23 protein-coding genes are annotated in these 23,695 nt (G+C 70.2%); 9 read left to right on the forward strand and 14 right to left on the reverse strand.

What is annotated here, in order from left to right; translation table 11 throughout:
• The first annotated feature begins 27 nt into the window (after positions 1–27).
• Positions 28–522 (forward strand): DinB family protein, encoded by a 495-nt coding sequence (locus CU254_RS27310; RefSeq protein WP_009081225.1) that lies wholly within the window; start codon positions 28–30, stop codon positions 520–522.
• On the opposite strand, the gene CU254_RS27315 is transcribed toward CU254_RS27310, so the two are convergent.
• Positions 512–1,837, reverse strand: coding sequence for a PQQ-binding-like beta-propeller repeat protein (locus CU254_RS27315; RefSeq protein WP_009081226.1), 1,326 nt, complete (start codon positions 1,835–1,837; stop codon positions 512–514). The two genes, CU254_RS27310 and CU254_RS27315, sit on opposite strands and share 11 nt — an antisense overlap.
• 172 nt (positions 1,838–2,009) lie before the next feature.
• Here CU254_RS27315 and CU254_RS27320 point away from each other — a divergent pair, with 172 nt between their 5' ends.
• Both CU254_RS27320 and CU254_RS27325 read left to right on the forward strand, forming a co-directional pair.
• On the forward strand, positions 2,010–3,527 hold the full coding sequence (locus tag CU254_RS27320) for a molybdopterin-dependent oxidoreductase (RefSeq protein WP_009081227.1): 1,518 nt from the start codon (positions 2,010–2,012) through the stop codon (positions 3,525–3,527).
• 64 nt (positions 3,528–3,591) lie between these two features.
• Complete coding sequence (locus CU254_RS27325) at positions 3,592–4,254, forward strand: fasciclin domain-containing protein (protein ID WP_009081228.1); 663 nt, start codon at positions 3,592–3,594, stop codon at positions 4,252–4,254.
• A 42-nt stretch (positions 4,255–4,296) separates the two neighbouring features.
• Here the strand turns inward: CU254_RS27325 and CU254_RS27330 are convergent, their stop codons facing one another.
• The 6 genes from CU254_RS27330 to CU254_RS27355 are packed head-to-tail and all read right to left on the reverse strand — an operon-like array spanning position 4,297 to position 10,813.
• A complete protein-coding gene (locus tag CU254_RS27330; RefSeq protein ID WP_009081230.1) occupies positions 4,297–5,637 on the reverse strand; it encodes an MFS transporter in 1,341 nt (446 codons plus the stop codon).
• Positions 5,627–6,028 carry a RidA family protein gene (locus tag CU254_RS27335; protein ID WP_009081232.1) on the reverse strand — a complete coding sequence of 134 codons (402 nt, stop codon included), beginning with the start codon at positions 6,026–6,028 and terminating at the stop codon, positions 5,627–5,629. The genes CU254_RS27330 and CU254_RS27335 overlap by 11 nt, the downstream gene beginning before the upstream one ends.
• Positions 6,025–6,717 (reverse strand): hypothetical protein, encoded by a 693-nt coding sequence (locus CU254_RS27340; RefSeq protein ID WP_009081234.1) that lies wholly within the window; start codon positions 6,715–6,717, stop codon positions 6,025–6,027. Before CU254_RS27340 ends, CU254_RS27335 begins: the two co-directional genes overlap by 4 nt.
• A complete protein-coding gene (locus CU254_RS27345) occupies positions 6,714–7,703 on the reverse strand; it encodes a membrane dipeptidase (protein WP_009081236.1) in 990 nt (329 codons plus the stop codon). The genes CU254_RS27340 and CU254_RS27345 overlap by 4 nt, the downstream gene beginning before the upstream one ends.
• A complete protein-coding gene (locus tag CU254_RS27350; protein ID WP_009081237.1) occupies positions 7,704–9,356 on the reverse strand; it encodes a hypothetical protein in 1,653 nt (550 codons plus the stop codon).
• Positions 9,353–10,813, reverse strand: a complete 1,461-nt coding sequence (locus CU254_RS27355; protein ID WP_009081238.1) for an aldehyde dehydrogenase — start codon at positions 10,811–10,813, stop codon at positions 9,353–9,355. The genes CU254_RS27350 and CU254_RS27355 overlap by 4 nt, the downstream gene beginning before the upstream one ends.
• 113 nt (positions 10,814–10,926) lie before the next feature.
• Here CU254_RS27355 and CU254_RS27360 point away from each other — a divergent pair, with 113 nt between their 5' ends.
• The 3 genes from CU254_RS27360 to CU254_RS27370 all read left to right on the forward strand — a co-directional run bounded on the left by CU254_RS27360 (position 10,927) and on the right by CU254_RS27370 (position 13,338).
• Positions 10,927–11,805 carry a LysR family transcriptional regulator gene (locus tag CU254_RS27360; protein ID WP_009081239.1) on the forward strand — a complete coding sequence of 293 codons (879 nt, stop codon included), beginning with the start codon at positions 10,927–10,929 and terminating at the stop codon, positions 11,803–11,805.
• A 7-nt stretch (positions 11,806–11,812) separates the two neighbouring features.
• Entirely contained in the window at positions 11,813–12,715 is a 903-nt protein-coding gene (locus CU254_RS27365) for an RNA polymerase subunit sigma-70 (protein WP_037715007.1), read from the forward strand.
• A 68-nt stretch (positions 12,716–12,783) separates the two neighbouring features.
• Complete coding sequence (locus CU254_RS27370) at positions 12,784–13,338, forward strand: dihydrofolate reductase family protein (protein WP_037715009.1); 555 nt, start codon at positions 12,784–12,786, stop codon at positions 13,336–13,338.
• A gap of 98 nt (positions 13,339–13,436) precedes the next feature.
• Here the strand turns inward: CU254_RS27370 and CU254_RS27375 are convergent, their stop codons facing one another.
• From CU254_RS27375 to CU254_RS27385, 3 genes are read right to left on the reverse strand one after another with little or no spacing between them, the layout of a single operon-like run.
• Positions 13,437–14,072 carry a response regulator transcription factor gene (locus tag CU254_RS27375; protein ID WP_037715011.1) on the reverse strand — a complete coding sequence of 212 codons (636 nt, stop codon included), beginning with the start codon at positions 14,070–14,072 and terminating at the stop codon, positions 13,437–13,439.
• A complete protein-coding gene (locus CU254_RS44825; RefSeq protein WP_050788292.1) occupies positions 14,069–15,151 on the reverse strand; it encodes a sensor histidine kinase in 1,083 nt (360 codons plus the stop codon). Before CU254_RS44825 ends, CU254_RS27375 begins: the two co-directional genes overlap by 4 nt.
• Before the next feature lie 40 nt (positions 15,152–15,191).
• Positions 15,192–15,719, reverse strand: a complete 528-nt coding sequence (locus CU254_RS27385) for a hypothetical protein (protein WP_037715013.1) — start codon at positions 15,717–15,719, stop codon at positions 15,192–15,194.
• Between the two features lie 216 nt (positions 15,720–15,935).
• Between CU254_RS27385 and CU254_RS27390 the strand changes: the two genes are divergently transcribed.
• Both CU254_RS27390 and CU254_RS27395 read left to right on the forward strand, forming a co-directional pair.
• Positions 15,936–17,204 carry a cation:proton antiporter gene (locus tag CU254_RS27390; protein ID WP_009081245.1) on the forward strand — a complete coding sequence of 423 codons (1,269 nt, stop codon included), beginning with the start codon at positions 15,936–15,938 and terminating at the stop codon, positions 17,202–17,204.
• A 144-nt stretch (positions 17,205–17,348) separates the two neighbouring features.
• Complete coding sequence (locus CU254_RS27395; RefSeq protein WP_009081246.1) at positions 17,349–17,840, forward strand: N-acetyltransferase; 492 nt, start codon at positions 17,349–17,351, stop codon at positions 17,838–17,840.
• On the opposite strand, the gene CU254_RS27400 is transcribed toward CU254_RS27395, so the two are convergent.
• The 3 genes from CU254_RS27400 to CU254_RS27410 all read right to left on the reverse strand — a co-directional run bounded on the left by CU254_RS27400 (position 17,812) and on the right by CU254_RS27410 (position 22,262).
• Positions 17,812–20,472: a hypothetical protein gene (locus tag CU254_RS27400; RefSeq protein WP_199841093.1), complete on the reverse strand. Its 2,661-nt coding sequence runs from the start codon at positions 20,470–20,472 to the stop codon at positions 17,812–17,814. The two genes, CU254_RS27395 and CU254_RS27400, sit on opposite strands and share 29 nt — an antisense overlap.
• Before the next feature lie 68 nt (positions 20,473–20,540).
• On the reverse strand, positions 20,541–21,182 hold the full coding sequence (locus CU254_RS27405) for a TetR/AcrR family transcriptional regulator (protein ID WP_100266895.1): 642 nt from the start codon (positions 21,180–21,182) through the stop codon (positions 20,541–20,543).
• A 177-nt stretch (positions 21,183–21,359) separates the two neighbouring features.
• Complete coding sequence (locus CU254_RS27410) at positions 21,360–22,262, reverse strand: NmrA/HSCARG family protein (RefSeq protein WP_009081250.1); 903 nt, start codon at positions 22,260–22,262, stop codon at positions 21,360–21,362.
• A gap of 95 nt (positions 22,263–22,357) precedes the next feature.
• Between CU254_RS27410 and CU254_RS27415 the strand changes: the two genes are divergently transcribed.
• Positions 22,358–22,918 carry a TetR/AcrR family transcriptional regulator gene (locus CU254_RS27415; RefSeq protein WP_037715015.1) on the forward strand — a complete coding sequence of 187 codons (561 nt, stop codon included), beginning with the start codon at positions 22,358–22,360 and terminating at the stop codon, positions 22,916–22,918.
• Positions 22,919–23,001: 83 nt separating this feature from the next.
• Here the strand turns inward: CU254_RS27415 and CU254_RS27420 are convergent, their stop codons facing one another.
• Complete coding sequence (locus CU254_RS27420; protein WP_009081253.1) at positions 23,002–23,643, reverse strand: TetR/AcrR family transcriptional regulator C-terminal domain-containing protein; 642 nt, start codon at positions 23,641–23,643, stop codon at positions 23,002–23,004.
• Positions 23,644–23,695 lie beyond the last annotated feature (52 nt).

Raw genomic sequence — 23,695 nt, forward strand, 5'->3', positions numbered from 1 at the left:
AAGATCCGGCAAGCTGGTCCCGTGTCCATGGAATCAACGATCGACGACCCCGCCAAGGCTCAGTTCGAGTACTTCATCAACGAGCACCGCGAAGCGCTCCAGCACTGCCTCGACGGGCTCACCGAGGAGCAGGCCCGCCGGTCGCTCGTGCCGTCGAAGACCACCTTGCTCGGCTTGGTCAAACACGTGACCTTCGTGGAGAAGGTCTGGTTCGACGAAGCCGTCACCGGCCGTTCGCGCGCCGAGATCGGGATCCCGCAGACGCCGGACGAATCGTTCGACCTCGCCGACGACGACACCATCGCGTCCGTCCAGCAGGCGCACCGCGAAGCGGGCGAAGCCGCCCGGCAGGCCACCGCCGCGCTCGAGCTGACCGACATCCTGCCCGGCAACCGGCGCGGCCCGTTGCCGCTGCGGTTCGTCTATCTGCACGTCCTGCGGGAATTCGCGCAGCACTGCGGGCACGCGGACATCCTCCGCGAGCAGATCCTCGCGGAGGACGGCGCGCCGGCTACTTCTTGACCGGATAAGCCTTGGGCTGACCGTCCTTGTCGACGCCCGCCGCGGCGTACTTGCTGACCCAGTCCGGCACGAAGCCCACCTCGGTGGACAGGTCCTTGCCGGTCTTGGCGTCGAGCACGATCGGCTGCCGGCCGTTGGTGTAGCCGTACAGCGCGCCGTGCCAGGCGACGGTCAGGCCGCCCGGCGGGACCCGGTTCGCGGCCTGGTCGGGCAGGCTCCACAGCTTGGTCCCGGCCTTCGCGTCGTACGCGGTCAGCACCCCGGAGTCCAGGCAGGCGAGCACCGACTGCTCGTCGTACAGGCAGTCGCCGTACGAGTCGGGGCCCAGGTTTCGCGTGCCCTCCGCCGAGAATTTCTCCGCGCCCGTCGCCGCGTCGAGGAACTTCAGGAACGCGTGGCCGGTGCTGTACTCGTTCGCTTTCAGGACCGCCATCGCCGGGTCGCCCTGGAGGATCTCGACCGCGCTCGACTTGGCGGCGGCGACCCATTTCTGCTGGCCCGTGGCCACGTCGAGAGCGGTCGCCTGGACCATCGAGGAGTTCTCGGCCACGTTCGAGTCGACGCCGACCACGACGTCGCCGTTCACGCTGCCCGCGTCGTAGTCCTTGCGCTCCCACAGCTGCCGCCCGGTCGCCGGGTCGAGCCCGACGGTGAGCGTGTGGTCCGACTGCGCGAAGCTGGCGACCACGGCCTTGCCGGTGACCGCGACGACGTGCGTGACCGAACGGCCGCCGCTGATCCCGTACTGGTCGTCGGTGACCTTCGTGTTCGTCTGCCAGGCCTTGGCCCCGGTTTCGGGGTTCACCGCGATGACCGCGAGCGCGACATAGCCGGGCGTCGTGCCCTGTTCGGGCATCCGCAGCGGCACGGCTCCGACGGCGAGTTCGTCCGTGACGAGCGGCGGACGCGGGCCGCTCTGCTCGACGAACGGGCCGTTGTGCGCGTTCGGGTCGGCGGCCGGGCCTTCGATCTTGGTGTTCCACTTCTCGCGGCCGGTGAGCACGTCGACCGCGCTCAGCGATTCGGGGGCGACGATGTACCCGGTGCGGTCGCGCAGCGTCAGGAACTTCGACGTCACCGACCCGCCCAGGTTGGATTGCAGCGCCGTGCGGGGCAGCGAAACGCCCTTGCTCGTGTCGAACGCCTGCGGCGGATCGGCGGTGACCGCTTCCGGCTGGGCGGACGAGGCGGGCGGCTGCTGCCCGGCCGGTCCGGCCTGGTCGGTGGGCAGGCCGGTCGGAACGGTGCCGCCCCCGCACGCGGTCGCGACGGCCAGCATCCCCAGGCAGGCGGAGGTGATCAACATTCGCCGCATCGGTGTCCCCGTTCTCCCGAATCGCTCGTCCGTTCGGCTGCCGGGGAACTTAGCCGACGAAACGGCCGGGCGGGTACGAGATCGCACAAATGCGGCGAAAAAGGTGACCCAGTCCCCGGACGGGTGAAGAACGGCCACCCATCCGCGGCCGGTCCGGCGGCGAATACCCGGCATGACCTCCCGTCTGCGGATCCTCCCGGCCGCGCTGTGCGGCGTGCTCGCCCTGGTCGCGGCGCTGGCCGCCGGGCATCTCGCGGCGTCGTTCGGCAACGTCAACGCCTCGCCGTACCTCGCGGTCGGAAACGGGGCCATCGATCTGACGCCGCTGCCGCTGAAGGATTTCGCGGTGCGGACCTTCGGCACTTACGACAAGACCGTCCTGCTCGGCGGGATGGCGGTGGTGTTGCTGGTCGTCTCCGCCGCGGCCGGGCTGTTGTCCCGGCGAGCGCCGTGGCCGGGCGCCGCGCTCATTGTCGCGTTTGGACTGATCGGCGGATTTGCGGTGGCCGCGCGGCCGGATCTGACCGCGGTCGCGTTGCTGGCTCCGCTGGCGAGCCTAACGGTCGGCGTGGCAGTTTTCCTTCTGCTGCACCGAATTGCTTCGCAACAGCAGGCAACGAACTCGTCCCGGCGGTCGTTCTTGCTCGGCAGTGTCGGCACCGTGGTCGGGGCCGGAGTTCTCGGCGGCGCCGGGCAGGCGATCAGCGGATCCCGGGACGCCACGGCTTCCCGGGAGGCGATCGGGCCGCTCGTGCCCGCGGTTTCCGCCCCGCCGATCCCTGCCGACGCGGATTTCGCCAAGCTCGGGACGCCGCCGTTCCTCACGCCCAACCGGAACTTCTACCGCGTCGACACCGCCCTGTCGGTTCCGCAGGTGCGTGCGGAGGACTGGAGCCTGCGGATCCACGGGATGGTCGAGCGGGAAGTCCGGTACCGCTACCGCGATCTCCGCGACCGGCCGCTCGTCGAACGCACCGTGACGATGACGTGTGTGTCCAATGAAGTCGGCGGCGACTACGTGTCCACTTCGAACTTCATCGGCGTCGACCTCGCCGACCTGCTGGCGGAAGCCGGAGTGCGTCCGGGCGCGGAGCAGTTGTTCTGCTCCAGTGTGGACGGTTGGACGTCCGGCACCCCGGTCGCGGCCGCGCTGGACCGGTCGCGCGGCGCGATGCTGGCGATCGGGATGAACCGCGAACCGCTGCCGCTGGAACACGGTTTCCCGGCACGGCTGGTCACGCCCGGGCTCTACGGGTATGTCTCGGCGGTCAAATGGGTGGTGGACATCGAGGTCACCACGTGGAAAGCCCGGCAGGCGTACTGGCTCCGCCGCGGCTGGGCCGAGCAGGCGCCGATCAAAACCGAATCGCGGATCGACACGCCGAAGGGCTTCGAGAACGTTCCCTCCGGCACGGTGCGGATCGCGGGCGTCGCGTGGGCGCAGCACACCGGTATCGCTTCCGTCGAGATCAAAGTGGACAGTGGACCCTGGCAGCCGACCACGCTGTCGGCTGAGGTGAACCCGAATACCTGGCGGATGTGGTGGACCCAGATCTCGGTGAAGCCCGGAACACACCAGGTTTTCGTGCGCGCGACCGACAACTCCGGCTATACGCAGACCGAAGCTCGCGCGGGCACCGTGCCCGACGGCGCGACCGGATGGCATTCCACGACTTTTCTCGCTTCCTGACCAATCCGCTTCCGCCCCGGCTCCGAATCCCTCTTGAACAATCCACTGTGAACGGAGAATTCCCGTGAAGACCCTTCGCCTCGCCGGTATCGGCGCCGCGGCCGCCCTCGCCCTCACCGCGTGCGGCACCAGCACCGACAACAAGGCCTCGAACAGCTCCCCGTCGGCGATGCCGTCCTCGGCCCCGATGTCCGCGCCGATGTCCAGCAGCGGTTCCGGCGTCACCACCAACGACCAGGTCTTCGGCCCCGCCTGTTCCCAGCTGCCGCAGGGCAGCGCACCGGGTTCGCTCGACTCGATGGGCCCGCAGCCGGTCGCGTCCGCCGCCTCCACGAACCCGCTGCTCACGAAGCTGGTCGCGGCGGTCAAGGCCACCAACCTGGTCGACACGCTCAACAGCCAGCAGGCCATCACCGTCTTCGCCCCGGCCGACCCGGCGTTCAACGCCCTCGGCGACGCGAAGTTCAAGGAACTGGCCGCCAACCCGAACCAGCTCGCGCCGATCCTGCAGTACCACGTCGTCGGCAAGCGCTACGACGCCAAGGGCCTCGAACAAGCCGGAACCGTCACCTCGCTCAACACCGCGGGCGGACCGCTCAAAATCGAGGGCTCCGGCGACAACATGACCGTCAACGGCGCCAAAATCCTCTGCGGCAACATCCCGACCAAGAACGCGACCGTCTTCGTCATCGACAAGGTCCTCACCCCCGGCACCAACAAAAACTGAACCGAGAACGGGCCCGGCGCATCCCCGCGCCGGGCCCGTATTTCAGCTCAACGAAGAAGCCACGTGCAGATCGACGTTCTTCGTCTCCGGAGCCATGAACACACTCACCACCGCACCCAATGCGGCGATCCCGGCCGCGATGTACATCGTCGCCGACAACCCGAGATTCGTGAGCGACCACGGCGTCGCGAACGTGCCCACCGCGGCGCCGATTCGGCTGATTCCGGTGCACAGGCCCACCGCGGAGGCACGGACCTCGGTCGGGAACAGTTCGTTCGGGTAGATCCATTCCAGAATGGACGGTCCGCCGTTGAACACCGCGTACACCGCGAAGGCGAGCGCGATCAGCCACAGCGCGGCACCCGGTTGCAGACCCAGGTAGAACAGCCCGGCCGCGGAGATCGCGAAGCCCCAGATCAGCACCGGGCGGCGGCCGAGGCGGTCCACCAACAGCAGTGCGGCGATGTTGCCGACGAAGAAGAAGAAATTGATCAGGCCGTAGCCGAGATGCGACAGGTTGCCGCCGCCGAGGTTGAACAGTTCGAGGATCTGCGGGCCGAACGCGTAGATCGCGAAGAGCGGGACGACCGTGCACGTCCAGAAAATCGAGATGAACACGACCCGCTTGAGATATCCGCCGCGCCACAACGCGGACATCGGGGTTTTCGTTTCGGCTTCGGGAAGATCGTCCAGCGTCGCGTGCTCGCCGATCGTCGCGCGCAGCACCTCCAGTGCTTCCGCGTCCCGGCCCTTGCTGTGCAGCCAGCGCGGCGATTCCGGAATGCTGGTGCGGGCGACGACGATCAGCAGCGCGGGCACCGCCGACGACAGCAGCATCCACTTCCAGCCCTGGTCCACGTTCAGCAGGAAGAAGCCGACGAACGCGGCGACCGTCGCGCCGACGAACCACATCGCGTTCAGCCCGCCGACCAACCGGGCCCGCCACGCTTTCGGCGCGAATTCGGTGACCAGCGCGGTCGCGATGGGATAGTCCGCGCCCACCGCGACGCCGATCAGCAGCCGCAGCACGAACAACTGCGCGGCGTCGGCGACGAAGAACTGCAGCACCGAGCACACGATGATGGCGATCAGGTCGATCGTGTACATCAGTTTCCGGCCGATGCGGTCGGTGAGCGGGCCGAACACCGCTCCCCCGATGAACACGCCGACCAGCGCGGACGCGCCGATCAGGCCGGACCACAGCGAGTCCATGTGCCACTGCGGGCCGATCTGCACCAGTGCGATGCCGATGATGCTGAGGATGTAGCCGTCCAGGAACGGCCCGCCGGACGAGTACAGCGCCAGTTTGCGGTGGAACCCGTTGAGCCGGGCGGAATCCAGGGTCGCCCGGACAGCGGTGTCCGGTGCGCGGTCAGTCTTCATGTCGGTTGGTCTCCTCGCTGCCGACCGCCGCCACGGCGTCGATCTCGATGCGTTTCGTCCCCCGGAATCCGGCGACCTGGACCGTGGTCCGCGGCGGCAGGTCGATGCCGGCGAAACGGTCGAGGTAAGCCTGGTGGTAGGCGTCGAACTCGCCGAGGTCGGCGAGGAACACCGTCAGTTTGAGCAGCGTGCGCAGGCTCCCTCCGGCGGCCCGCAAGGTGTCCTCGAGGTTGTCGAGGGCGACCCGCACCTGCTCGTCGACCGCTTCCGGGACGCTCCCGTCCCGCCGGGCCGGAACCTGCCCGCACGCCCAGATCACCCCGCCGAAAACGGCTGCCCCGGCGTACGGACGCGGTCCGTGCGGATGCGCCACCAGCTCGCGCGAGTTCATCGGCCCTCCCGGTGGTCCGGAATCAGGAACCCGCGCGCGATGGAGTACGCGAGAGTCCACAGTGGAGTTTCCACGGACACGCCATGGGTGACTGCTTCGCGATGCCGCTGTTTCCGTTCCTCCGCAGTGGAAATCAGCTCACCGGCGGGAACGTCGGTCAGCGGGCGGATCATCAATCCCGCGACCGGCGGACGCGGTTCAGCTTCAGCGGGAAGCCGGAGCAAGTCCCCGTCCGGAGTCACCATGGTGCGTTGTGAACCGTCCGAAAGGGACAGCACGCGGCCAGACCGTTCGGCGATGTCCAACGCGGCCCACTCCAGCACCGGGGCGCCAGCCATCCCCGGTACCACCAACGTGCCCACCACGGCCGCCGTTTCGCACGCGGGCACGAAAGCCTGCAGCGGACCGCGCGAAGCCGGGTCGTGCGCCACGGCGTACCCGTCGCAATGCTCCAGCCGGAGACCGATTCGTCCGGCCGGGATCCGGGTCGTCTCGGTGGCCAAAGCGTCGAGCCCGGCGCCCGCGTGGACCTCGGCGGACGCGATGACCTCGGCCAGGTACTCCGCCTCGCCGCTGCTCAGCCCCGACGCTCGCAGGGCACGCAGCGAGACCTCATGGATCTCCCGCACCGACACCCGGGTCCGCACGGTTTCCGCCGCCGGCACGCGCTCGGCCCGCGCCGCGGTCATTGTCCCGCTCCGGCGAAGACCGTGTCGAACAGCCGGAGCCAGTTGCCGCCCAGCACCTGCGCCACCACGGTTTCGGCCAAGCCGGCCTCCAGCAATCCTTCGGTGAGAACGGGGAAATCGGCCGGTCCGGCGAACCAGTTCGGCCACACCGGCCACTGCGGTTCCACCGGCACCGCGGACGCGGGCCGCCACCGGCCGTTGCGCAGCCACGCGACGTAGTCCTGCGACCAGTTCCGCGTGCAGTCGCTGCCGAGCGCGACGTGGTCCGGCCCGATCTTCTCGACCAGTCCCGCGACCATCTCGCAGAACTGCCGCCGGGTCGTCTTCTCGCCGCCGATCACGTTGGGGTACAAGCAACAGCCGAGCACTCCGCCGCGCGCGGCGAGGGCCTCGATGACGTCGTCCGGCTTGTTGCGCGGCGAATCCGCGAAGGACAGCGGGTTCGCGTGCGTGATCGCGACCGGCCCCGCCGAGGCGTCGATCGCGTCGCGGCTGGTGCGGTTGCCGACGTGCGACAGGTCGACCAGCATCCCGACGCGGTTCATTTCCGCGACGACGAACCGGCCGTACGCGGTGAGCCCGGAATCGTGCTCGTCGTAGCAGGCGCCGCCGACGAGGTTCTGGATGTTGTAGGTCAGCTGCGCGATGCGGACGCCGAGACGGTGGAACACCTCGACCATCCGGTAGTCGTCGCCGAACGGCGAGGTGTTCTGGAAGCCGAGCAGCACGGCGAGCCTGCCGTCGCGCTTCGCCGTCCGGATGTCGTCGGCGCTGTCGGCGAGGACGACCAGATCGGCGTTGTCCCGGGCGAGTTCGTACCAGTCCGCGACCGCGCGCAGCGTTTCCTGCGGGCCTTCCCAGACCGCACAGGTCGCGTTGACGCCGGTGACGCCGCCGGCCTTCAGCTCCTCCAGGACTTTGCGGTCCCAGTTGTTGATCTGCAGTCCGTCGACGACCGTGAGGTCGCCGTGCTCCAGGGGGTCCACTCAGGACTCCTTTCCGGGCTTGCGGGTGAACAGCCAGTCGTCGTCCACTCCGGACTCGACGTCGCGCGCCCGGGGCGCGCCCGAGAACAACGTGACGCGCAACCAGTCGGTGGACTGCGGGCTGTAGTTCTCCATGCCGTACAGGGCCAATTGGAACCGCTGCAGGTGCAGCGGGAGGAAATCGTCGGCGAGCAGGTTCGCGCGGACCTCGCCGTAACGGAGTCCGGCGACCGACTGCACGCGCGCGACAATGCCGCGGTGCCACGGGAATTCCAGCAGGAACTCGGCGACCGAACGGTCGGCGTCCGCGGCGGCCAGGTCGTGCCGGAGGGCGTGCACGGAGCGGGCGATGTCGATCGGGTGCTCCATCGATTCGCCCGGGTCCTGGCCGCGTTTGCCGCGCCGTGGTTCCTCGTTGTCCTCCGCGGAGAACCAGAACCTCGCCTGTTCGTTCGGGTCGGTGAAGTCGAATTCGCGTGTCCAGTCGTACCGGTCGGCCAGCAGGTCGCGCAGTTGTCCGCAGGTCTGCCTCAGGTCGACTCGCCGCCGCTGGTCGCAGGTCAGCAGGTGCTCGATCTCCGAGTCGAGCGAATCGTCCAGCTCGACCAGAACGGTGTGCAGCACCGCCCGGGCCTCGGGGCCGAACGCCGCGGCCCGGTCGTCGAGGTCTCGCCAACGGAAACCGCCCGCTGGGTATTCGCCGAGCAGCGAGGCGATTCCGTCGAGCCGTTGGGCCAGTTCGGGTCCGGACAGGTACGGCGCGGTCGCCAAGGTGTCGCGTTCGCGGAAGTACTGGCGGGCGCGGTCGAGCAGTTCGCTCGCCCGGCGCACGGAACCGGCATCGGCTTCAGTACCGAGGGCGTGGGCCAGCGGCAGTTCCCGGGCCGAGCACCACGCGTCCAGGATATGCGGATGGTTCACCACGAACGGGACCATGCCGAGTCCGGTCGCGTTGCCCAGGCCGAGGTACCGCCGCCACTCGCCGGAAAGCTTCGCCGCAGCAGGGTTTCGCCGTGCGGCACAGTGTTCGGCCAGGTCGTAGCTGAACTCGCGCAGCAGCCACGCGGCCAGCATCTGCGCGCGGTACGGCACCCGCAGCGGCGGGAGTTCGGCGAGCCGGTCGAAGTCGGCGAGACCGAACTTTCCGTTGCTGTAGAAGGCGGTGCTGCGCAGGAGATAGCAGGCGTCGCCCATCGTGTCAGTGGCCGGCTGTTCACCGGCAGCAAGTTGAGATACCACGTAGGCGAAGAACCGCTCGCTCCGGTTCGCCCGCGTCCACACCAGCGTCGCGGCGTCGGCGCGGCCAGCTTCCTGCCGTGGTACTTCACGACGCAGCTCTGCCATCCGAGTGTCCGGAACTGGACCTTCCACCAGGGCAGCGGTGACATCCCAGCGCTTCGCGATCACGCGGTCAGTGCGCTCGCTTTCCTGCAGGACGGTGGAAAACACCGCGAAGTGCAGAAGCGTTCCGCCCGCGTCGATCCGGTAGAGCGCCTCGCCGTGCCCGACGTCGTCGAACTCCCAGCGAACCGTGGAAACCGCCCAACGCTCCCGAGCCGCCTGGCGGAGGAAGGACCGCGCGAAGCTGTGCCGGGTGTAGCGGGCGGCGCCCAGTTCCTCCGGGGCGAGCGCCGTGTCCGCGGGCCGGGTCACGACTGTTCCCGAGGCGCGGACGTCCGCAGGTACGCGGTTTTGGTCCAGGTGAAGAACTCCGCGGCGGATTCGCCGTTCTGTTCGCGCGGCGCGGGGAACGACGAGTCCTTGAGACCGCCGAACGGGGCGTGCACCTCGGACCCGGTGTTCGGCGCGTTGACCTTCACGATGCCCGCGTCCAGGTCGCGCAGGCACCGCCGCACCGCGCGCTCGTCGTCGGTGAACACCGCCGCGGTGAGCCCGAACCGAGTGCCGTTCGCGAGCCGGATCGCCTCATCCAGGTCGGCGGCGCGCAGCACGGTGGCGACCGGTCCGAACACCTCCTCCTGGCTGATCGTCAGTTCGGGCGTCCCGGCCAGCAGCGTCGGCGCGACGAACGCGCCGCCCTCCGGGCAATTCGCGCGGGCCAGCACCGTCGCGCCCTCGTCGACCGCCTGCTGGATTGCGCCCTCGACCTCTTCCGCCGCGCGGGCGGACACCAACGGCCCGATCTCGACTCCCGGCGTCGTCGCCGGCCCGACGACGAGCCCCTTGACCCGGGCGGACAACTCGGCGACCAGCCGGTCGTAAGCCTCGCCGACCGCGATGATCCGGCGAGCGGCCGTGCACTTCTGCCCGGTCCCGCTCATCGACGCGGTGACCAGCGCCGTTGCCGCCTGCGCCGGGTCGGCGTCCGGCAGGACGATCGCCGCGCTGTGCCCGCCGAGTTCGAGCTGCACCTTCGCCCCGCGCGGCACGACCGCGGCCTGGATCGCCCGGCCGACCGGCACCGATCCGGTGAATGTGACCCCAGCCAGTTCCGGCCGCTCCACCAGCTCCGCGCCGAGCGAACCGGGCGCGAGCAGCAGGTTGAGCACGCCGTCCGGAACCCCGGCCTCGACGAGGATCTCCGCGAACGCCACCGCCAGCGCGACCGTGTCGCTGGCCGGCTTCCACACCACCGAGTTGCCCCACAGCAGCGCGGGCGCGAGCTTCCACGCCGGGATCTGCACCGGGAAGTTCCACGGCGTGATCACGCCGACGACCCCCAGCGGACGCCGCACGGTCCGCACGACCTCGTCCGGGTTGCCGGACGGGTAGAGCACGCCGTCGGCACTGCGCGCCCGGCCCGCGTGGTAGTGCAGCGTCTCGACCGAGGCGGCCACCTCGCCGCGCGACTCCGCCAGCGTCTTGCCCTGTTCGCGGGTCATCAGCGCGGCCACCGATTCGGCGCGCTGGGCGAGCAATTCGGCGGCCCGCCGCAACACGAGACCGCGCGCGATGGTGCCCTGGCGATCCCACTCCGGCTGCGCAGCCACCGCCGCGCGCACCGCCTCGTCGAGCAACTCCGAACCAGCCGTGCGGTATTCGGCCACGATCTGCGCGGGATCCGCCGGATCGACACTCTGCGCGACCGGTCCGTCGCCGGGAACCCACCGTCCCGCTACGAAGTGCTGCAACGACAATGCGTGATCCACGGGGTGCTCCTCGACGTTCGCGACGGTGCCTGTCGTCCATGACGCTAAGTCGCGCGGAACACAGAGTGAAGTATCTATTGCCTACGCACTGATAAGGAACCATTATCACTGGCGTGGAACTCCGCCAGCTTCGCTACTTCGTCGCGGTCGCCGAGGAACGCAGCTTCCGCCGCGCCGCCGAACGGCTGCACCTCGCCCAGCCCGCGCTCAGCCAGCAGATCGCGAAGCTGGAGAAGGAGCTGTCCGTACGGCTGCTCCTGCGGACGACCCGCAGCGTCGAGCTGACGGAACCAGGCCGCGTGCTGCTGACCGAAGGCCGCCGGGTCCTCGCGGACAGCCAGCACGCTCTCACCGCGGTCGCGCACGCCGCGCGCGGCGAACTCGGGCTGCTGCGGATCGGCTTCGTCAGCTCCGCCGCGCTCGAAATCGTGCCCGCGACGGTGCTGGAAATGCGCCGGCAGTGGCCGAATGTCCGCTTCGAACTGACCGAGTCGACCACCGACGCGCAGATCGCCGCGCTCGGCGACGGTCAGCTCGACGTCGGCATCGCGCGCGAGGTCGGCGAGGCCGCCGGGCTGACCGTGCACCCGCTGGGCCGCGAACGGCTGATCGTGGCCGTGTCCGAGACGCATCCGTTGGCGGACAAGGAAACCGTCGAGATGGCGGAGCTGGCCGACGAACCCTTCCTCGCCTTCCCGCGCACACGCGTCTCGCGGCTGCACGACCACATCGAAACGCTGTGCCTGCGGGCCGGCTTCCGGATGCGCGTGGTGCAGGAAGCCGTCCAGTTCCCGACCATGCTCGGCCTCGTCGCCGCGGACACCGGCATCGCGATCGTGCCGAACGCCTTGCGCGCCTTGCAGTTGCCCGGCTTGCGCTATCTCGCCCTGACCGACGCTGGCGCGTTCTCGACCGTCTCGGCGATCTCGCGCACCGACCACGAGACCAACCCGGTGGTCGACCGTTTCCTCAGCGTCGCGCGTGCCGGATGATGACGCGGTGGACTTCGAACCGCACCGCGGCGAACTGACCGCCTACTGCTACCGGATGGCCGGGTCGTTCCACGAAGCCGAGGACCTCGTGCAGGAAACGCTGCTGCGCGCGTGGAAAGCCCGCGACCGCTACGACCCGGCTCGCGCCTCGGTCCGGACCTGGCTGTACCGGATCGCCACCAACGTCTGCCTGACCGCGTTGGAAGGCCGCGCCCGCCGCCCGTTGCCGTCCGGCCTCGGCGCCGCCAGCGACGATCCGGGCGCGCCGCTGCGGCCGTCGGCGGACATCCCGTGGCTGCAGCCGTTTCCCGACGCCCGCTGCGACGCCGACACCCGCGCCGGGCTGCGGCTGGCCTGGATCGCCGCGACGCAGGTCCTCCCGGCACGGCAACGGGCGGTCGTCGTGCTCCGGTCGGTGCTGGAGTTCAGCGCGGCCGAGGTCGCCGCCCAGCTGGAGACGACCGTTCCGGCGGTCAACAGCGCGCTGCAGCGAGCCCGCGCCGCGCTCGCCGACGCGGGCGGGATGGACGAGATCGCCGAACCGGACGACGCCGAAACCCAGGCCGTGATCGACCGGTACGCGCGTGCCTTCGAGGCCGCCGACGTCGAAGCACTCGTCCAGTTGCTCACCGACGACGCGATCCTGGAAATGCCGCCGGTCCCGCTCTGGTTCCGCGGCAGCGAGGACTACGGCCGGTTCCTGCACCGGGTGTTCGAGATGCGCGGGGCCGGCTGGACCGTCCGCGGGCTCCGCGCGAACGGACAGCCCGCGCTCGCCGCCTACACCTCCGACGGGCAGCTGCACACCCTGCAGGTCTTCACCGTGACCGGCGGGCGGATTTCGCACAACGTCGTGTTCGCCGATCCGCGCGTTTTCGAGGCGTTCGACCTGCCGCCGAAGATTTTTTAGCCGAGACCGATGAGTTCGGCCGGGGCCGCCGGTAGGTACTGGCGACACCGACCGAAGGGACCTCCGCCATGAGCGTCATCGTCATCTCGTTCGTCACCCTCGACGGCATCGCGTCCGACCCGGGCAGCGCCCCCAGCAGCGGCTGGGCGTTCCGGCACGGCCCGGAGTCCGTCGCGGGCGACAAATTCCGCCTCGGGAGCACGCTGGACGACGGGGTCCTGCTGCTCGGCCGCAAGACCTGGGAACTGTTCTCCGGCCTGTGGCCGCACCGCGACGACCCGTTCTCGCGGCGGATGAACGCCGTGCCCAAGCTGGTCGCCAGCCGCACCCTCGCCGACCCGAGCGCGTGGCAGAACTCGTCGGTCCTCGACGGCGACCTGGTCGACGCGGTGAAACGGGAAGAACGCGACGTCGTCGTCACCGGCAGCCTGAGCGTCGTGCACACGCTGCTCGCGGCGGACCTCGTCGACGAGTACCGGCTGCTGACGTTCCCGACCATCGTGGGCAACGGCACCCGGCTGTTCCCGGACGGCACGGGTGTCGCGCACCTGGAATGCGTGTCGGTGGAACGCGTTGGCGCGGCGACGCTTTCGCGGTATGTGCGGGAGGGTTCGGGGCGGTAGGCCGCGAATCCGCGACAGACGCCGCCGCTCGGCCAGTCGGTCGCGAAGGGGCACCGCCGGGCGCTGACGTTGGTTTGTCGCGCCGGAGAGCTCCGGGATCAGTCCGCGTACCCGTGCTGATGCGCGTACCGCACCGCCTGCGCCCGGGTCCCGCAGCCGGTCTTCGCGAAGATCCGGTTCACGTGCGTCTTCACCGTCGCCTCGCTGACCTGCAGTTCCCGCGCGATCTCCCGGTTCCTCCGTCCCCCCGCGACCAGCTTCAGCACGTCCACCTCCCGCGCCGTCAGCCCGTCCTCCGGCGGCGCGGCCGGGCGGCGGGCGGCGGCCAGCAGCGTCCGCTGCACCGACAGGTCCATCACGGTCTGCCCGGCCGCCGCCGCGTGGATCGCCCGGCCGATCTCGTCGCCGTTCGCCGCTTTGGTCACGTAGCCGACCGCGCCCGCGTCCAGCGCGCGCACGATCGACGCGCTGTCCGCGTAGGTGGTGAGCACGACGACCCGCGTGCCCGGCAGCTCCGCGACGATCCGCCGCGTCGCCGCCGCCCCGTCGCAGCGCGGCAGGTCCAGGTCCATCAGCACGACGTCGGGCTGCAGCCGCAGGGTTTCCTCGACCGCGGCGAGACCGTCGCCCGCCTGTCCGACGACCTCGATCTCCGGCAGCAGCCCGACCAGCAGCACCAGCCCCTCCCGCACCGCGGGCTGGTCCTCGGCCACGAGCACGCGCACGATCGTCATGCCGGGATCCTCACCGACAACCGCCAGCCCGCGCCATCCGGGCCCGCGGTCACCTCGCCGCCGACCAGCTCCGCGCGCTCGCGCAGGCCAGTGAGGCCGTATCCGGCACCGGGCAGTCCGCTGCCGGAACCGGTCCGGTTGAGGACTGTCATCGTCACCGCATCGTCCAGATAGGACAGTTCGACCGACACCGGCGCGCCCGCCGCGTGCTTGCGCGCATTGGACAGTCCTTCTTGGACAGTGCGGTACAGCAGCAGGGTGCCGTCCGCGGGGAGTTCGCGCGGTTCGCCGGTCACCTGGATCGACGCGGTGTCCGGCAGCGAACCGAACAACTCCGGCAACGCCATCGGAGCACCGCGCAAGGCGTGCACCGCGCGCCGCGTCTCGATCAGCCCCTCCTGCGCTAACTGCCCGGCCTTCTCCACGCAGGCGGCGAGTTTTTCGTCCGGCGACGGCAACTCGGCCACCATCCGCGCCGCGGCCTGCAAATGCAGCGACAGCGCCGAGAGCGAATGCGCCTGGATGTCGTGGACCTCCCGGGCCAGCCGGGCGCGTTCCTCCAGCGTCGCGCCGCGGGCCACGGCCTCCTGGGCTAGCCGCGTCTGGTCCAGCAGGTCCCGGGCCTGCCGCGCCTGCACCCGGTACTGCCGCCGGTTGAGCCCGAGCAGCACCACGACCGCCACCGCCAGCGCGTTCCCCGCGACGAGCCCGGCCGGCTGCCCGGCAAGCCAGCCTCCGACAGTGGCTGCGACCCCCACGACCGCAGCCACCGTGCCGATCTCCACCGGAGGGATCGCCTCGAGCGACGACAACACGAGCAAGGACAGACATATCAACGACGGTCCGGTGAGATTCTGGTCCGCGACCGTCACGACCGTGCCGAACAGCGCGGCCAGCGACAGCAGCACGGCCCCCGCCCGCGGCCAGCGAAGGTCCAGAATCCCGAACGCCAGCCCGCACGCGGCGGAAGCGGCCATCGGCGCCCACTCCCACTCCGCCGAGGGCTGCGCGGTGACGAGAATCGCGACGAAGGCCACCGGCGTGAGCAGCCGCATCAGGACCAGCGGCAGCCGAGTCATCGCGTTCCCTCCCCCTGGGCGTCTTCGCTGCTCAGCGTAGTCAGGCCCGCACCGGCTGCCCATCACATGCCGGCTCGAGCCGTCGCGCCCGCCACAGCACCCCGCCGGCCCGCACCGCGACCATGGCCAGCGCCATCAGCACGAAGAACAAGCCCACCCCGTCCTCGTCCAGACCGGCGCTGACCAGGAATTCGCCGACCTTCGCGGCGAACGAGCGCACGTTCTCCACCGCCCACACGAACACCAGCCGCCCGACCAGCACAGCGAGCCAGATCAGCAGGTACGGCCAGCCCGCCCAGGTCTGCACGCGCCCGGTGACCGCGCTGCGCTCCACCCGGGTGGTCGCGATCAGCCCCGCGCCGGCGACCGCCCCGGCGACGGCCCCGACCAGGCCGGCCACCACGTTCGGCCCGGTCAGCGAGATCCCGCCGGTGAAGTACAGGACCCCGATGACGGTGCACGAGACGAACGGCATGATGCCCATGACCAGGTTGTGCCGACGGCGGCCCACCTGGGTGAAAAGCACGAGGGCGAGCAGGATCCCGCCCATGATCAGAGCGTCAGTCATCACGGCCTTCTTGTCGAGTCAGGCGGGCCGGAACACCCGCCTTCCCGAAGCTAGGGCCCCGGATCCGCCGAATCGTCCAACCACCGACCGATTCCGGGTGGACGTGACCTACACCCGGAAATCCGGAGCCCGTCCGCCTCCGCCGGTACACTGTGGAGCGTCAGCGGCCGAAGACGGCTGGGCAGTCCCAAAAAACGCCGTGGAGCCGGACGAACGATGATCCCCGCACTGCTGGTCCTCTCGACCGCGGTCCTGCTGCGCGCGCTCGCGGCCAAGCGGCTCGACCGGTGGAACATCGCCGCACCCGTGCTGATGGTGCTGTGCGGGGCCGCGACCGCGATGTTCGCGAATCCGGGAAAACTGCTCGACCTCTTCGACACGGAAGTCGCCCAGCACGTCGCCGAACTCATTCTCGCGATGCTGCTTTTCGTCGACGCCACCGAGGTCCGCGGCGGACGGCTGTGGGGACACGCGCCCGGTCTCGTCGCGCGCGTGCTGTTCCTCGCGCTGCCGCTGAGCCTCGGACTGGCAATGCTGGCCGGCTGGGCCTTTTTCCCGGAACTGCCGTGGCCGTTGCTGCTGATCGTCGCGTGCATCGTCATCCCGAGCGATTTCGCCGCCGCCGAACGCGTCGTGCGGGACAAAACGCTGACGCCGCAAGTGCGCAGCGTGCTGAACGTGGAAAGCGGTTACAACGACGGATTGGTCTCGCCGCTGTTCCTGTTCGCGCTTATTCTCGCGCGCAGCGACAATACCGCGAACACCGCCGGAAAAGCCCTCGCGACCGCGTTGCCGTTCGCGCTCAAAGCCGTCGTCGCCGGGGGCGTCGTCGGGACGGTCATCGGGGTTCTGCTCTTCCTCGCGGTCCGCTCCGGCTGGACTTCCGGGCAGGGGCGGCGCATCACCATTCTCACCACTCCCCTGCTGACCTATGCCGCGACAGTCGCCATCGACGGCAACGGATTCGTCGCCTGTTTCGTCTCCGGCATCGCCTTCCGCTACGTCTACCGCGCCTTCGCCGCGCGACACCTGCGTACCGCGGACAGCCCCGCCCGGGAGCACTTCGCCCGGCCGGCCGAGGATCTGCAGCTGCTCGAAGAGGTCACCGGAATCCTGACGATGGCGATGTGGTTCGTCGTCGGCGGGGCCGCGGTGGTCATGGTGTCCCTCGGGGTGCCGTGGCAGCCGGTCGTCTTCTGCTTGCTCGCGCTGACCGTCCTGCGGATCGTCCCGGTGCTGGTGTCGCTCGCCGGAACGCGGATGCCGCTGCGGGACCGGTTCCTGGTCGGCGCGCTCGGCCCGCGCGGCACGACGTCGGTCGTCTTCGGACTGCTGGCGATCAACGGACTGACCGGCGAGGCCAGCGACCTCGTCCTGACGCTGACAGTCGTCTGCGTCCTGGGCAGCGTGGTCCTGCACGGGCTCGGCTCGACGCCGCTCATCACGCGGCTGATGACTCCGCGGGCGCACCGTCAGTCCCAGTGAGACGCAGGCACCGCGATCGCCGGGAGGCCGGGGCTTCTTTGTCCGATTTGGACTGTCCAGGTCACGCCGCGGCTTCTGCCGCGCTCGCGCAGGCACGACCGGTGGACGCGCTACCCTGAGCGCTCCCGAGCAGCGGAGGCGCGCATGCCGAGCGAAGTCGACCTGCGTCCCGCGACGGCCGCGGACAGCGACTTCTGTTTCCAGGTGCACCGGGCCGCGCTGGGCGAACATGTCGCCGCGATCTGGGGATGGGACGACGAAATCCAGCGCGGCTACCACGACCGCGCCTTCGTCCCCGGCACCTGGCAGATCATCACGGTCGACGGAGCGGACGCCGGCTTGCTCGTCGTCGACTACCGGCCGGCCGAGGTTTTTCTCGGCCGGATCGAACTCGACCCCCGCTTCCAAGGCCGCGGGATCGGCGGGCGGCTGCTCCGGTGGCTGATCGGCGTCGCGGCGGAGCGGGGACAGCCGCTCGTGCTCGAAGTCCTCGCGGTCAACACCCGGGCCCAGGCGTTCTACCTGCGGCACGGTTTCCGCGAAACCGCCCGGAACGAACGGAAAATCCTCCTGGCCCGAACGCCGGACCAGGAGGATCGACCCAGCGTCAGCCCGCGTCCGTCACCGTCCCCGTGACGTCCACGTCCGGTCCGGATTCCCGAGGCTGGCCCGTCACGTGCAGCAGCACCTGCTTCGCCGGATCGGCCCCGGCGTGCCGCAGGGTCGGGATCGTCAGCTCCCCGCTCGTCGACCCCGCCGGGATCTGCACCGCCACCGTCAGCCGGGCCTCCGACAGCGGCTGCTTCTTCTCCGGATCGACGCCGTGCTCGACCAGCCATTTCGGGTCGACATCCGACGTCATCAGCTCCGGCCCGGTCTTCGGCGCCATCACCTGCCCGAGCACGCTGATCCCCGAATCGGCCACTGTGGACAGTCCGACCGGCCACGTCAGCGCACCGCCCTCGACCGTCGACACCTTCGACTCGCCGACGCTGATCTTCGGCGCCGGATCGTCGTTGTCGACGTTCAGCGACCCCTCCGCCGCCCCGACCACCGTGCCGTGGGCGGCCTTCACCTCGGCCAGCATCCGGTACGGCCAGCTCCACCGGGTGTTCCCGACGACCGTCACGGGCAGGTCGAGCGTGTGCTGCCCCGGCGCGAGCGTGACCGCCTGGTACGTCCACTTCACCGACATCGGCGAGACCGGGTCCGCCCGGAACACCCGCACCGAACCGCCGCTGTCGCCGGTCACCGTGACCGGGATCTGGTAGGTCTTCGAGCCGGAATCGCCTTCCTTGACCGTCATCGAACCCAGGTCGATCCGGGTCAGCGAAGCCGGATTCGGGTCCGGCAGGCCGGGTCGCCAGGCGTACGCGTCCAGCAGCCACGCCTCGCCGCCCGCCGTCCGCGGCGTCAGCTCCAGGCCGGCTATCTCCAGGTGCGGCGGCAGCGGGACCCGGACTTCCTGGCCCCAGAACGATTTCGTCCGCTCGGTCCCGGCCAGCCCGGCCACCGTCACCGCGCCCAGTTTCGTCCGCTGGCCCCGCGCGTCGAAGACCGCGACGTCGAACGACTCGGCCGGAACGTTCTCCGGCGCGATGATCCGCATCGCCAGCGCCCGCGCGCCGTTCGCGGAAACCGGGCGGGGCAACGAGATTTTCGCCGGAACCCCGGCCGTCGCGGAACGCACGTGCACGGCGGTCCGCGTCGGATCGGGAGCTTCTTCCAGCCCGGTGAAATGCGGGGATTTGGACGCGCCGGAATTCGTGAGGCACCGCCGGTCCGGGCCGACCTGCTGGCACACGTCGCCGCTGCCGGTGACGTTGGTCGACGAATCCGGGACCAGCACCGGCGTCCGCGCGCCGCCGAGCGCGTGCGTCAACACCCGCGCCGGATCGGCGGACGGCGCACGCACGCCGGAACCGTCGAGCAGCGGCTGCACTCGCAGATCGTGGTTCTGGAACAGCTGCGCCGCCGCGGCGACATAGGTCGCGCCGACCGCTCGCTGCTGCGCGTCCGTCAACCGCGCGGGCACGCCGGGCGAGCAGTTCGGATCCGGTTCCGGAGAATGGAAATCGTCCTGCGCCGGGGCCACCGCGACGCCGGGCGTCCATTCCGCGTTGAAGTAGTTGTGGTTCGCTCCCGAGACATACAGCGCGCTGTGCAGGGCCGCGTCCCGGCTGACCCCGCGTGCCGCGTCGAGGTATTGCTGCCCTTGAAGATCCGAGACGTCGCCGTCGCACGAGGGCAGAAAGGTGACCGACGGGACATCCGGCACCGGATCGAGGCCGAACACCGTCGGCGCGATGAGCACGTCGCCGCGGATCTTCCACCGGACCGGCCCGGAGAACCCGGTGTCGCCCGGCGGCGGGTAGAGACTGTCCATCGCCGCGCGGTTGACGCCCTCGCCGCCGCGGGAATGCCCGACCAGCACCACATTCGACAGATCCGCGGCGGGCGCGTCCCGGACGATCCGCGGGGCGGCCGCCCAGTGCGCCAGGTGCAGCCGGACCAGCGACGACCGGGCCTGCGCGCCGCCGTCCCGCGCCGCGTGGTCGAGCGCGTTGATCGCGTCGGCCGAAATGGACACTGTCACGAATCCCTGCGACGCCAGCAATTCCTGGGTCTGCAGGTACCCGCGGTAGCTCGGGATCGGCAGCATCCCGGTCTGGCACGGCCAGGCGGTCGAATAGCCGTCCGGATCGTTCGGGTCGTAACAAGGCTGATGGCGGCCGTGCAGGAACACCACCAGCGGGCGGTTCCCCGGCGCGTGCTTCGGCGCGACAACCACGCCTTGCATCTCGATCGGCCCGTCCAGTCCCGGCAGCCGCACCGGGTCGAGCGCGTATTCGCCCTTGACCGTCGCGAACTGCCCGGGTTTACCGGGATCCACCGCGTTCGCGGGCAACTCGGGCAGCGGCGCCGCAGCCGGTTGCTTCGCCGTCGCATGCGGCGGTTCGGTCAGCGAACGACCGCCGACACGCACCTCCAGCCCGCGCAGATCGCGGATCCCGCCCGCGGGCAGCGAGAACGTCCGCAGATCGGCCTGCGGCTGCGCTCGGCCGAGCAGTTTGCCGCCGGACCAGAACTCCACCGCACCGTCGCCGAACAGCGGTTTCGGCGCGGTCCACAGCAGTTGCCCGTCGGCGACCCGCCATTCCGCAGCCGCCACCGGACCGGCCGGACTCGCTGCCGCTGGGGGTGCGAGCGCGACCGCCAGAACGGCGGCCGCCGCGATGGGGACAAATTTACGCAGAAGGACCTTCACTGGGTGCTCCCTCCCCGATGATCTTCCCTTTCTACCGGGAAAGCAGCCCGCCGTGCCAGAACAGAGCTTCAGGCCCGGCTCTCCGCCAGCGATCCGGTGCGCAGACCGGCGACCACGATCTCGCCGAACGCGTCGCCGATCTGCCGGGGCGTCATCTCGCCGCGCGGATCGAGCCAGGTGTGCGCCCACGCGGCCACGCCGATCACCGCGAACGCCAGCACCCGCGCGGTCGCGACCGGTTTGAACGCGCCGCTCGCGATGCCGCGCTCGACGACCTGCGTGACCAGCGCTTCGAACTCGTCGCGTTTGCGCTCGATCGCGGCGAACGTCGTGCTGGAAAGAAACCGGCGCTCCTGCTGGAAAATCGAGATCTCGGACCGGTAGCGGCCGATCGGCTCGACCAGCACCTCGGTCATCACCCGGCGCAGCACCCGCTCCGGCGCGCCGCCCTCGGCGAGCACCTCGCGCAGCCGCCGGAGCTGGAAATCCATGAACTGGTCGTGGATTTCGCGCAGCACGTCCTCTTTGGATTCGAAGTGGTAGTAGAACGCGCCTTTGGTGAGCTTCGCGGTGTCCACGATCTTCTGCACCGAGGTGGCGTGGAAACCGTCCTTGTCGAACAGTTCGAGCGCGGCGTCGACCAGCGCCCGCCGGGTAGCGTCCGGATCGCGGCCCGCGCGTTTCCCGGCGGACGGCTGGACAGCGGGCATCGAAGCGCTCCTCACTGGCCGGTGCGGCCGCGGATTCCGGGCCAAGAAGGTAACAAACAACCGCGCTCCGGCGGCACGAAAACCGGAAAGTCCGCGAGGGCAGAAGTGCCGTCAGCACCAACCGGAGGACACGAACGGAGCAACGGTCCCGGCCGGAAGACCTGCCGCGCCGGGCGTTCAGCCCCGCATGGCCGTCTCCGCCCACTCCTCGAAACTGGTCAGCGGAATCCCCAATGCCCGCGCGAACTCGGGCCGCGCCGGCTGCCCGATCGCGTTCAGCATCTTGTGCGAGAACCCCATCGCCGGCATCCCGGCGGCCAGCGCCTCTTCCTCGGTCATGTCCGGCACCGCCAGCGGCACGCCCAGCACACGGGACAGGATCGGCGCGATCTCCGCCATCGACCGGCAGTCGCTCGCCAGCTCCAGTTCGACCCGGTCGAACCGCTCCGGCTCCGCGATCGCCGCCGCGGCCGCGCGGCCGATGTCCCGCACCGCGGCCAGCGACAACTGGGTTTCCGGCCGCAGGATCGTCACCAGCCCGCCCTCGATGCCGCGCGGGAACACGTACCGCGCGGACGGCAGGAAGTTCTCCATGAAGAACCCCGGCTTGAGCAGCGTCCACCGTGGGAACCCCGCGGCCCGGACCCGGTCCTGGATCGTCGCCTTCGCCTCCATCCCGGGCGTCAGGAACGCCCAGCGCTCGTCGATCCGTCCCGGCAATCCCGCACCGCTCACCGATGTGTGCACGAACTGCGGCACACCCGCTTCTTTCGCCGCTTCAACGAGATTCACCGCCTGGGTCACCTCGCCGGCGAAATCCGGCTCCGGCCCGCTCAGGTCCGGCATCTGCACGCTGAACACCGCCCGCACGCCCTTCACCGCGCGCGCCAAGCTGTCCCGATCGTGCAAATCCCCGACGACGAGTTCGGCGCCCGACGCCTCGACCGCCTTCGCCCGGTCCGACACCGGATCCCGCACCAACGCCCGGACGGGAACGCCTGCCGCCAGCAGCTCACGCGCGGTCGCGCCGCCCTGCTGTCCCGTCGCGCCGACGACCAGTACCGGTGCTTGCTCGCCCATGACTCTCCCTGCGAACGCTAAATGGCGGGGCCCGCCGTTTCGTGTCCGCTACGATACGGCGGGGCCCGCCACTTAGCAAACCCGGAGGTCACGCCATGCCCGGCCAGCAACGCGCGGACGCGCGGCGCAATTACGCGCGGATCCTCGAGGTGGCCGAGGCGGAGGTCGCCGCACACGGGGCGAACGCGTCGCTGGAACAGATCGCGCGCACCGCCGGGGTCGGCTCCGCGACCGTGCGGCGGCACTTCCCCACCCGGCACGCCCTGCTGGAAGCGGTTTCGCGGGAACGGATCGCGCTGCTGGCCGCGCGCGCCCAGGAACTCGCCGGAGAATCCGACAGCCGCCGCGCGCTTCTGGACTGGCTGGACGACGTCGTCAGCTACTGCGTGACCGCGCGCGGCCTCGCCGCCGCCCTGGCGTACGACGTGCCTGATCCGGTGCACGGAAACTCCTGCGCGGCAACCTTGGAAGATTCCGCGGCCCCGCTGCTGGCGCACGCCGCGCGCGACGGAGCCGTCTCGCCGGACGTGACGATCGGCGATCTGATCGCGTTGATCGTCGGCATCACCCTGACCTCCGAGAACCACCCCGACCCGGCCGCCGAGGCAAGCCGCCTGTTCCGGATCGCAGTGGCGGGAATCAGCCCGCGGCCCTGATTCGCCGGACGCCCGGCGCACCGCTCACCGACTGGACGGAATCCGCGAATGCCCGGCCCCCTCGCTCCGCGACCGCCGAAGACCTAGCGCCGCTCCACCAACGCGTCCACCCCGGCGAGCAGCAACTCCAGCCCGAACCGGAACCGCTCGTCGAAATCGAGCATCGGCTCCACCGGCCCCGCCTCGAGGTGGCCGTACTTCCGTTTTCCGAGCACGCTCTTCAGCACCTCGACCTCGTCCCCGGTCGCGCCCTGTTCCTCGAGCGTCTCGCCGAGCACGTAGCAGAACACCGCGCTCGTCGCCCAGATCGCCCGCTGCCGCGGCAACCCGGACGCCAGCAGCCCGCCGAGCAGACTGTCCACAAAGGTCAGATTGCTGCGCTTGGCCGCGTAGTTCCCGCCGACGATCCGTGCACCGTCGCGGTGCGCGAGCAGCGCCGTGCGCAAGCCGGCCGCCATGGCCCGCACGCGGTCCTTCCAGTCGCCGTCCTCGCCGGGCAGCTTCGCGACCGCGCCGGCGAGGATCGCTTCGGCCATCTCGTCGATCAGCGCGTCCTTGCCGTCGAACAGGCGGTAGATCGCGGGCAGGTGCAGCCCCATCCGGTCGGCCAGCTGGCGCATGGTGAGCGCCTCCAGCCCGCCCGCGTCGACCAGGTCCAGCGCCTCGGCCACCGCGCGCTCGGCCCGCGTCGCCGCGATTCCCGCCCGTTTCGTGCCGGTTGACATGTTAACGACGTTACCAATACCCTCGGCGAGGCGGCAAGTAACAGCGTTAACA

This window comes from Amycolatopsis sp. AA4 (genome assembly GCF_002796545.1).
Lineage (GTDB): Bacteria > Actinomycetota > Actinomycetes > Mycobacteriales > Pseudonocardiaceae > Amycolatopsis.

What these genes read in the sequence shown, in the direction of transcription:
- CU254_RS27310 (WP_009081225.1), top strand. Translation starts at nt 28, where the DNA reads ATGGAATCAACGATCGACGACCCCGCCAAGGCTCAGTTCGAGTACTTC.
- CU254_RS27315 (WP_009081226.1), bottom strand. Translation starts at nt 1,837, where the DNA reads ATGCGGCGAATGTTGATCACCTCCGCCTGCCTGGGGATGCTGGCCGTC.
- CU254_RS27320 (WP_009081227.1), top strand. Translation starts at nt 2,010, where the DNA reads ATGACCTCCCGTCTGCGGATCCTCCCGGCCGCGCTGTGCGGCGTGCTC.
- CU254_RS27330 (WP_009081230.1), bottom strand. Translation starts at nt 5,637, where the DNA reads ATGAAGACTGACCGCGCACCGGACACCGCTGTCCGGGCGACCCTGGAT.
- CU254_RS27335 (WP_009081232.1), bottom strand. Translation starts at nt 6,028, where the DNA reads ATGAACTCGCGCGAGCTGGTGGCGCATCCGCACGGACCGCGTCCGTAC.
- CU254_RS27340 (WP_009081234.1), bottom strand. Translation starts at nt 6,717, where the DNA reads ATGACCGCGGCGCGGGCCGAGCGCGTGCCGGCGGCGGAAACCGTGCGG.
- CU254_RS27370 (WP_037715009.1), top strand. Translation starts at nt 12,784, where the DNA reads ATGAGCGTCATCGTCATCTCGTTCGTCACCCTCGACGGCATCGCGTCC.
- CU254_RS27375 (WP_037715011.1), bottom strand. Translation starts at nt 14,072, where the DNA reads ATGACGATCGTGCGCGTGCTCGTGGCCGAGGACCAGCCCGCGGTGCGG.
- CU254_RS44825 (WP_050788292.1), bottom strand. Translation starts at nt 15,151, where the DNA reads ATGACTCGGCTGCCGCTGGTCCTGATGCGGCTGCTCACGCCGGTGGCC.
- CU254_RS27385 (WP_037715013.1), bottom strand. Translation starts at nt 15,719, where the DNA reads ATGACTGACGCTCTGATCATGGGCGGGATCCTGCTCGCCCTCGTGCTT.
- CU254_RS27390 (WP_009081245.1), top strand. Translation starts at nt 15,936, where the DNA reads ATGATCCCCGCACTGCTGGTCCTCTCGACCGCGGTCCTGCTGCGCGCG.
- CU254_RS27395 (WP_009081246.1), top strand. Translation starts at nt 17,349, where the DNA reads ATGCCGAGCGAAGTCGACCTGCGTCCCGCGACGGCCGCGGACAGCGAC.
- CU254_RS27405 (WP_100266895.1), bottom strand. Translation starts at nt 21,182, where the DNA reads ATGCCCGCTGTCCAGCCGTCCGCCGGGAAACGCGCGGGCCGCGATCCG.
- CU254_RS27410 (WP_009081250.1), bottom strand. Translation starts at nt 22,262, where the DNA reads ATGGGCGAGCAAGCACCGGTACTGGTCGTCGGCGCGACGGGACAGCAG.
- CU254_RS27415 (WP_037715015.1), top strand. Translation starts at nt 22,358, where the DNA reads ATGCCCGGCCAGCAACGCGCGGACGCGCGGCGCAATTACGCGCGGATC.
- CU254_RS27420 (WP_009081253.1), bottom strand. Translation starts at nt 23,643, where the DNA reads ATGTCAACCGGCACGAAACGGGCGGGAATCGCGGCGACGCGGGCCGAG.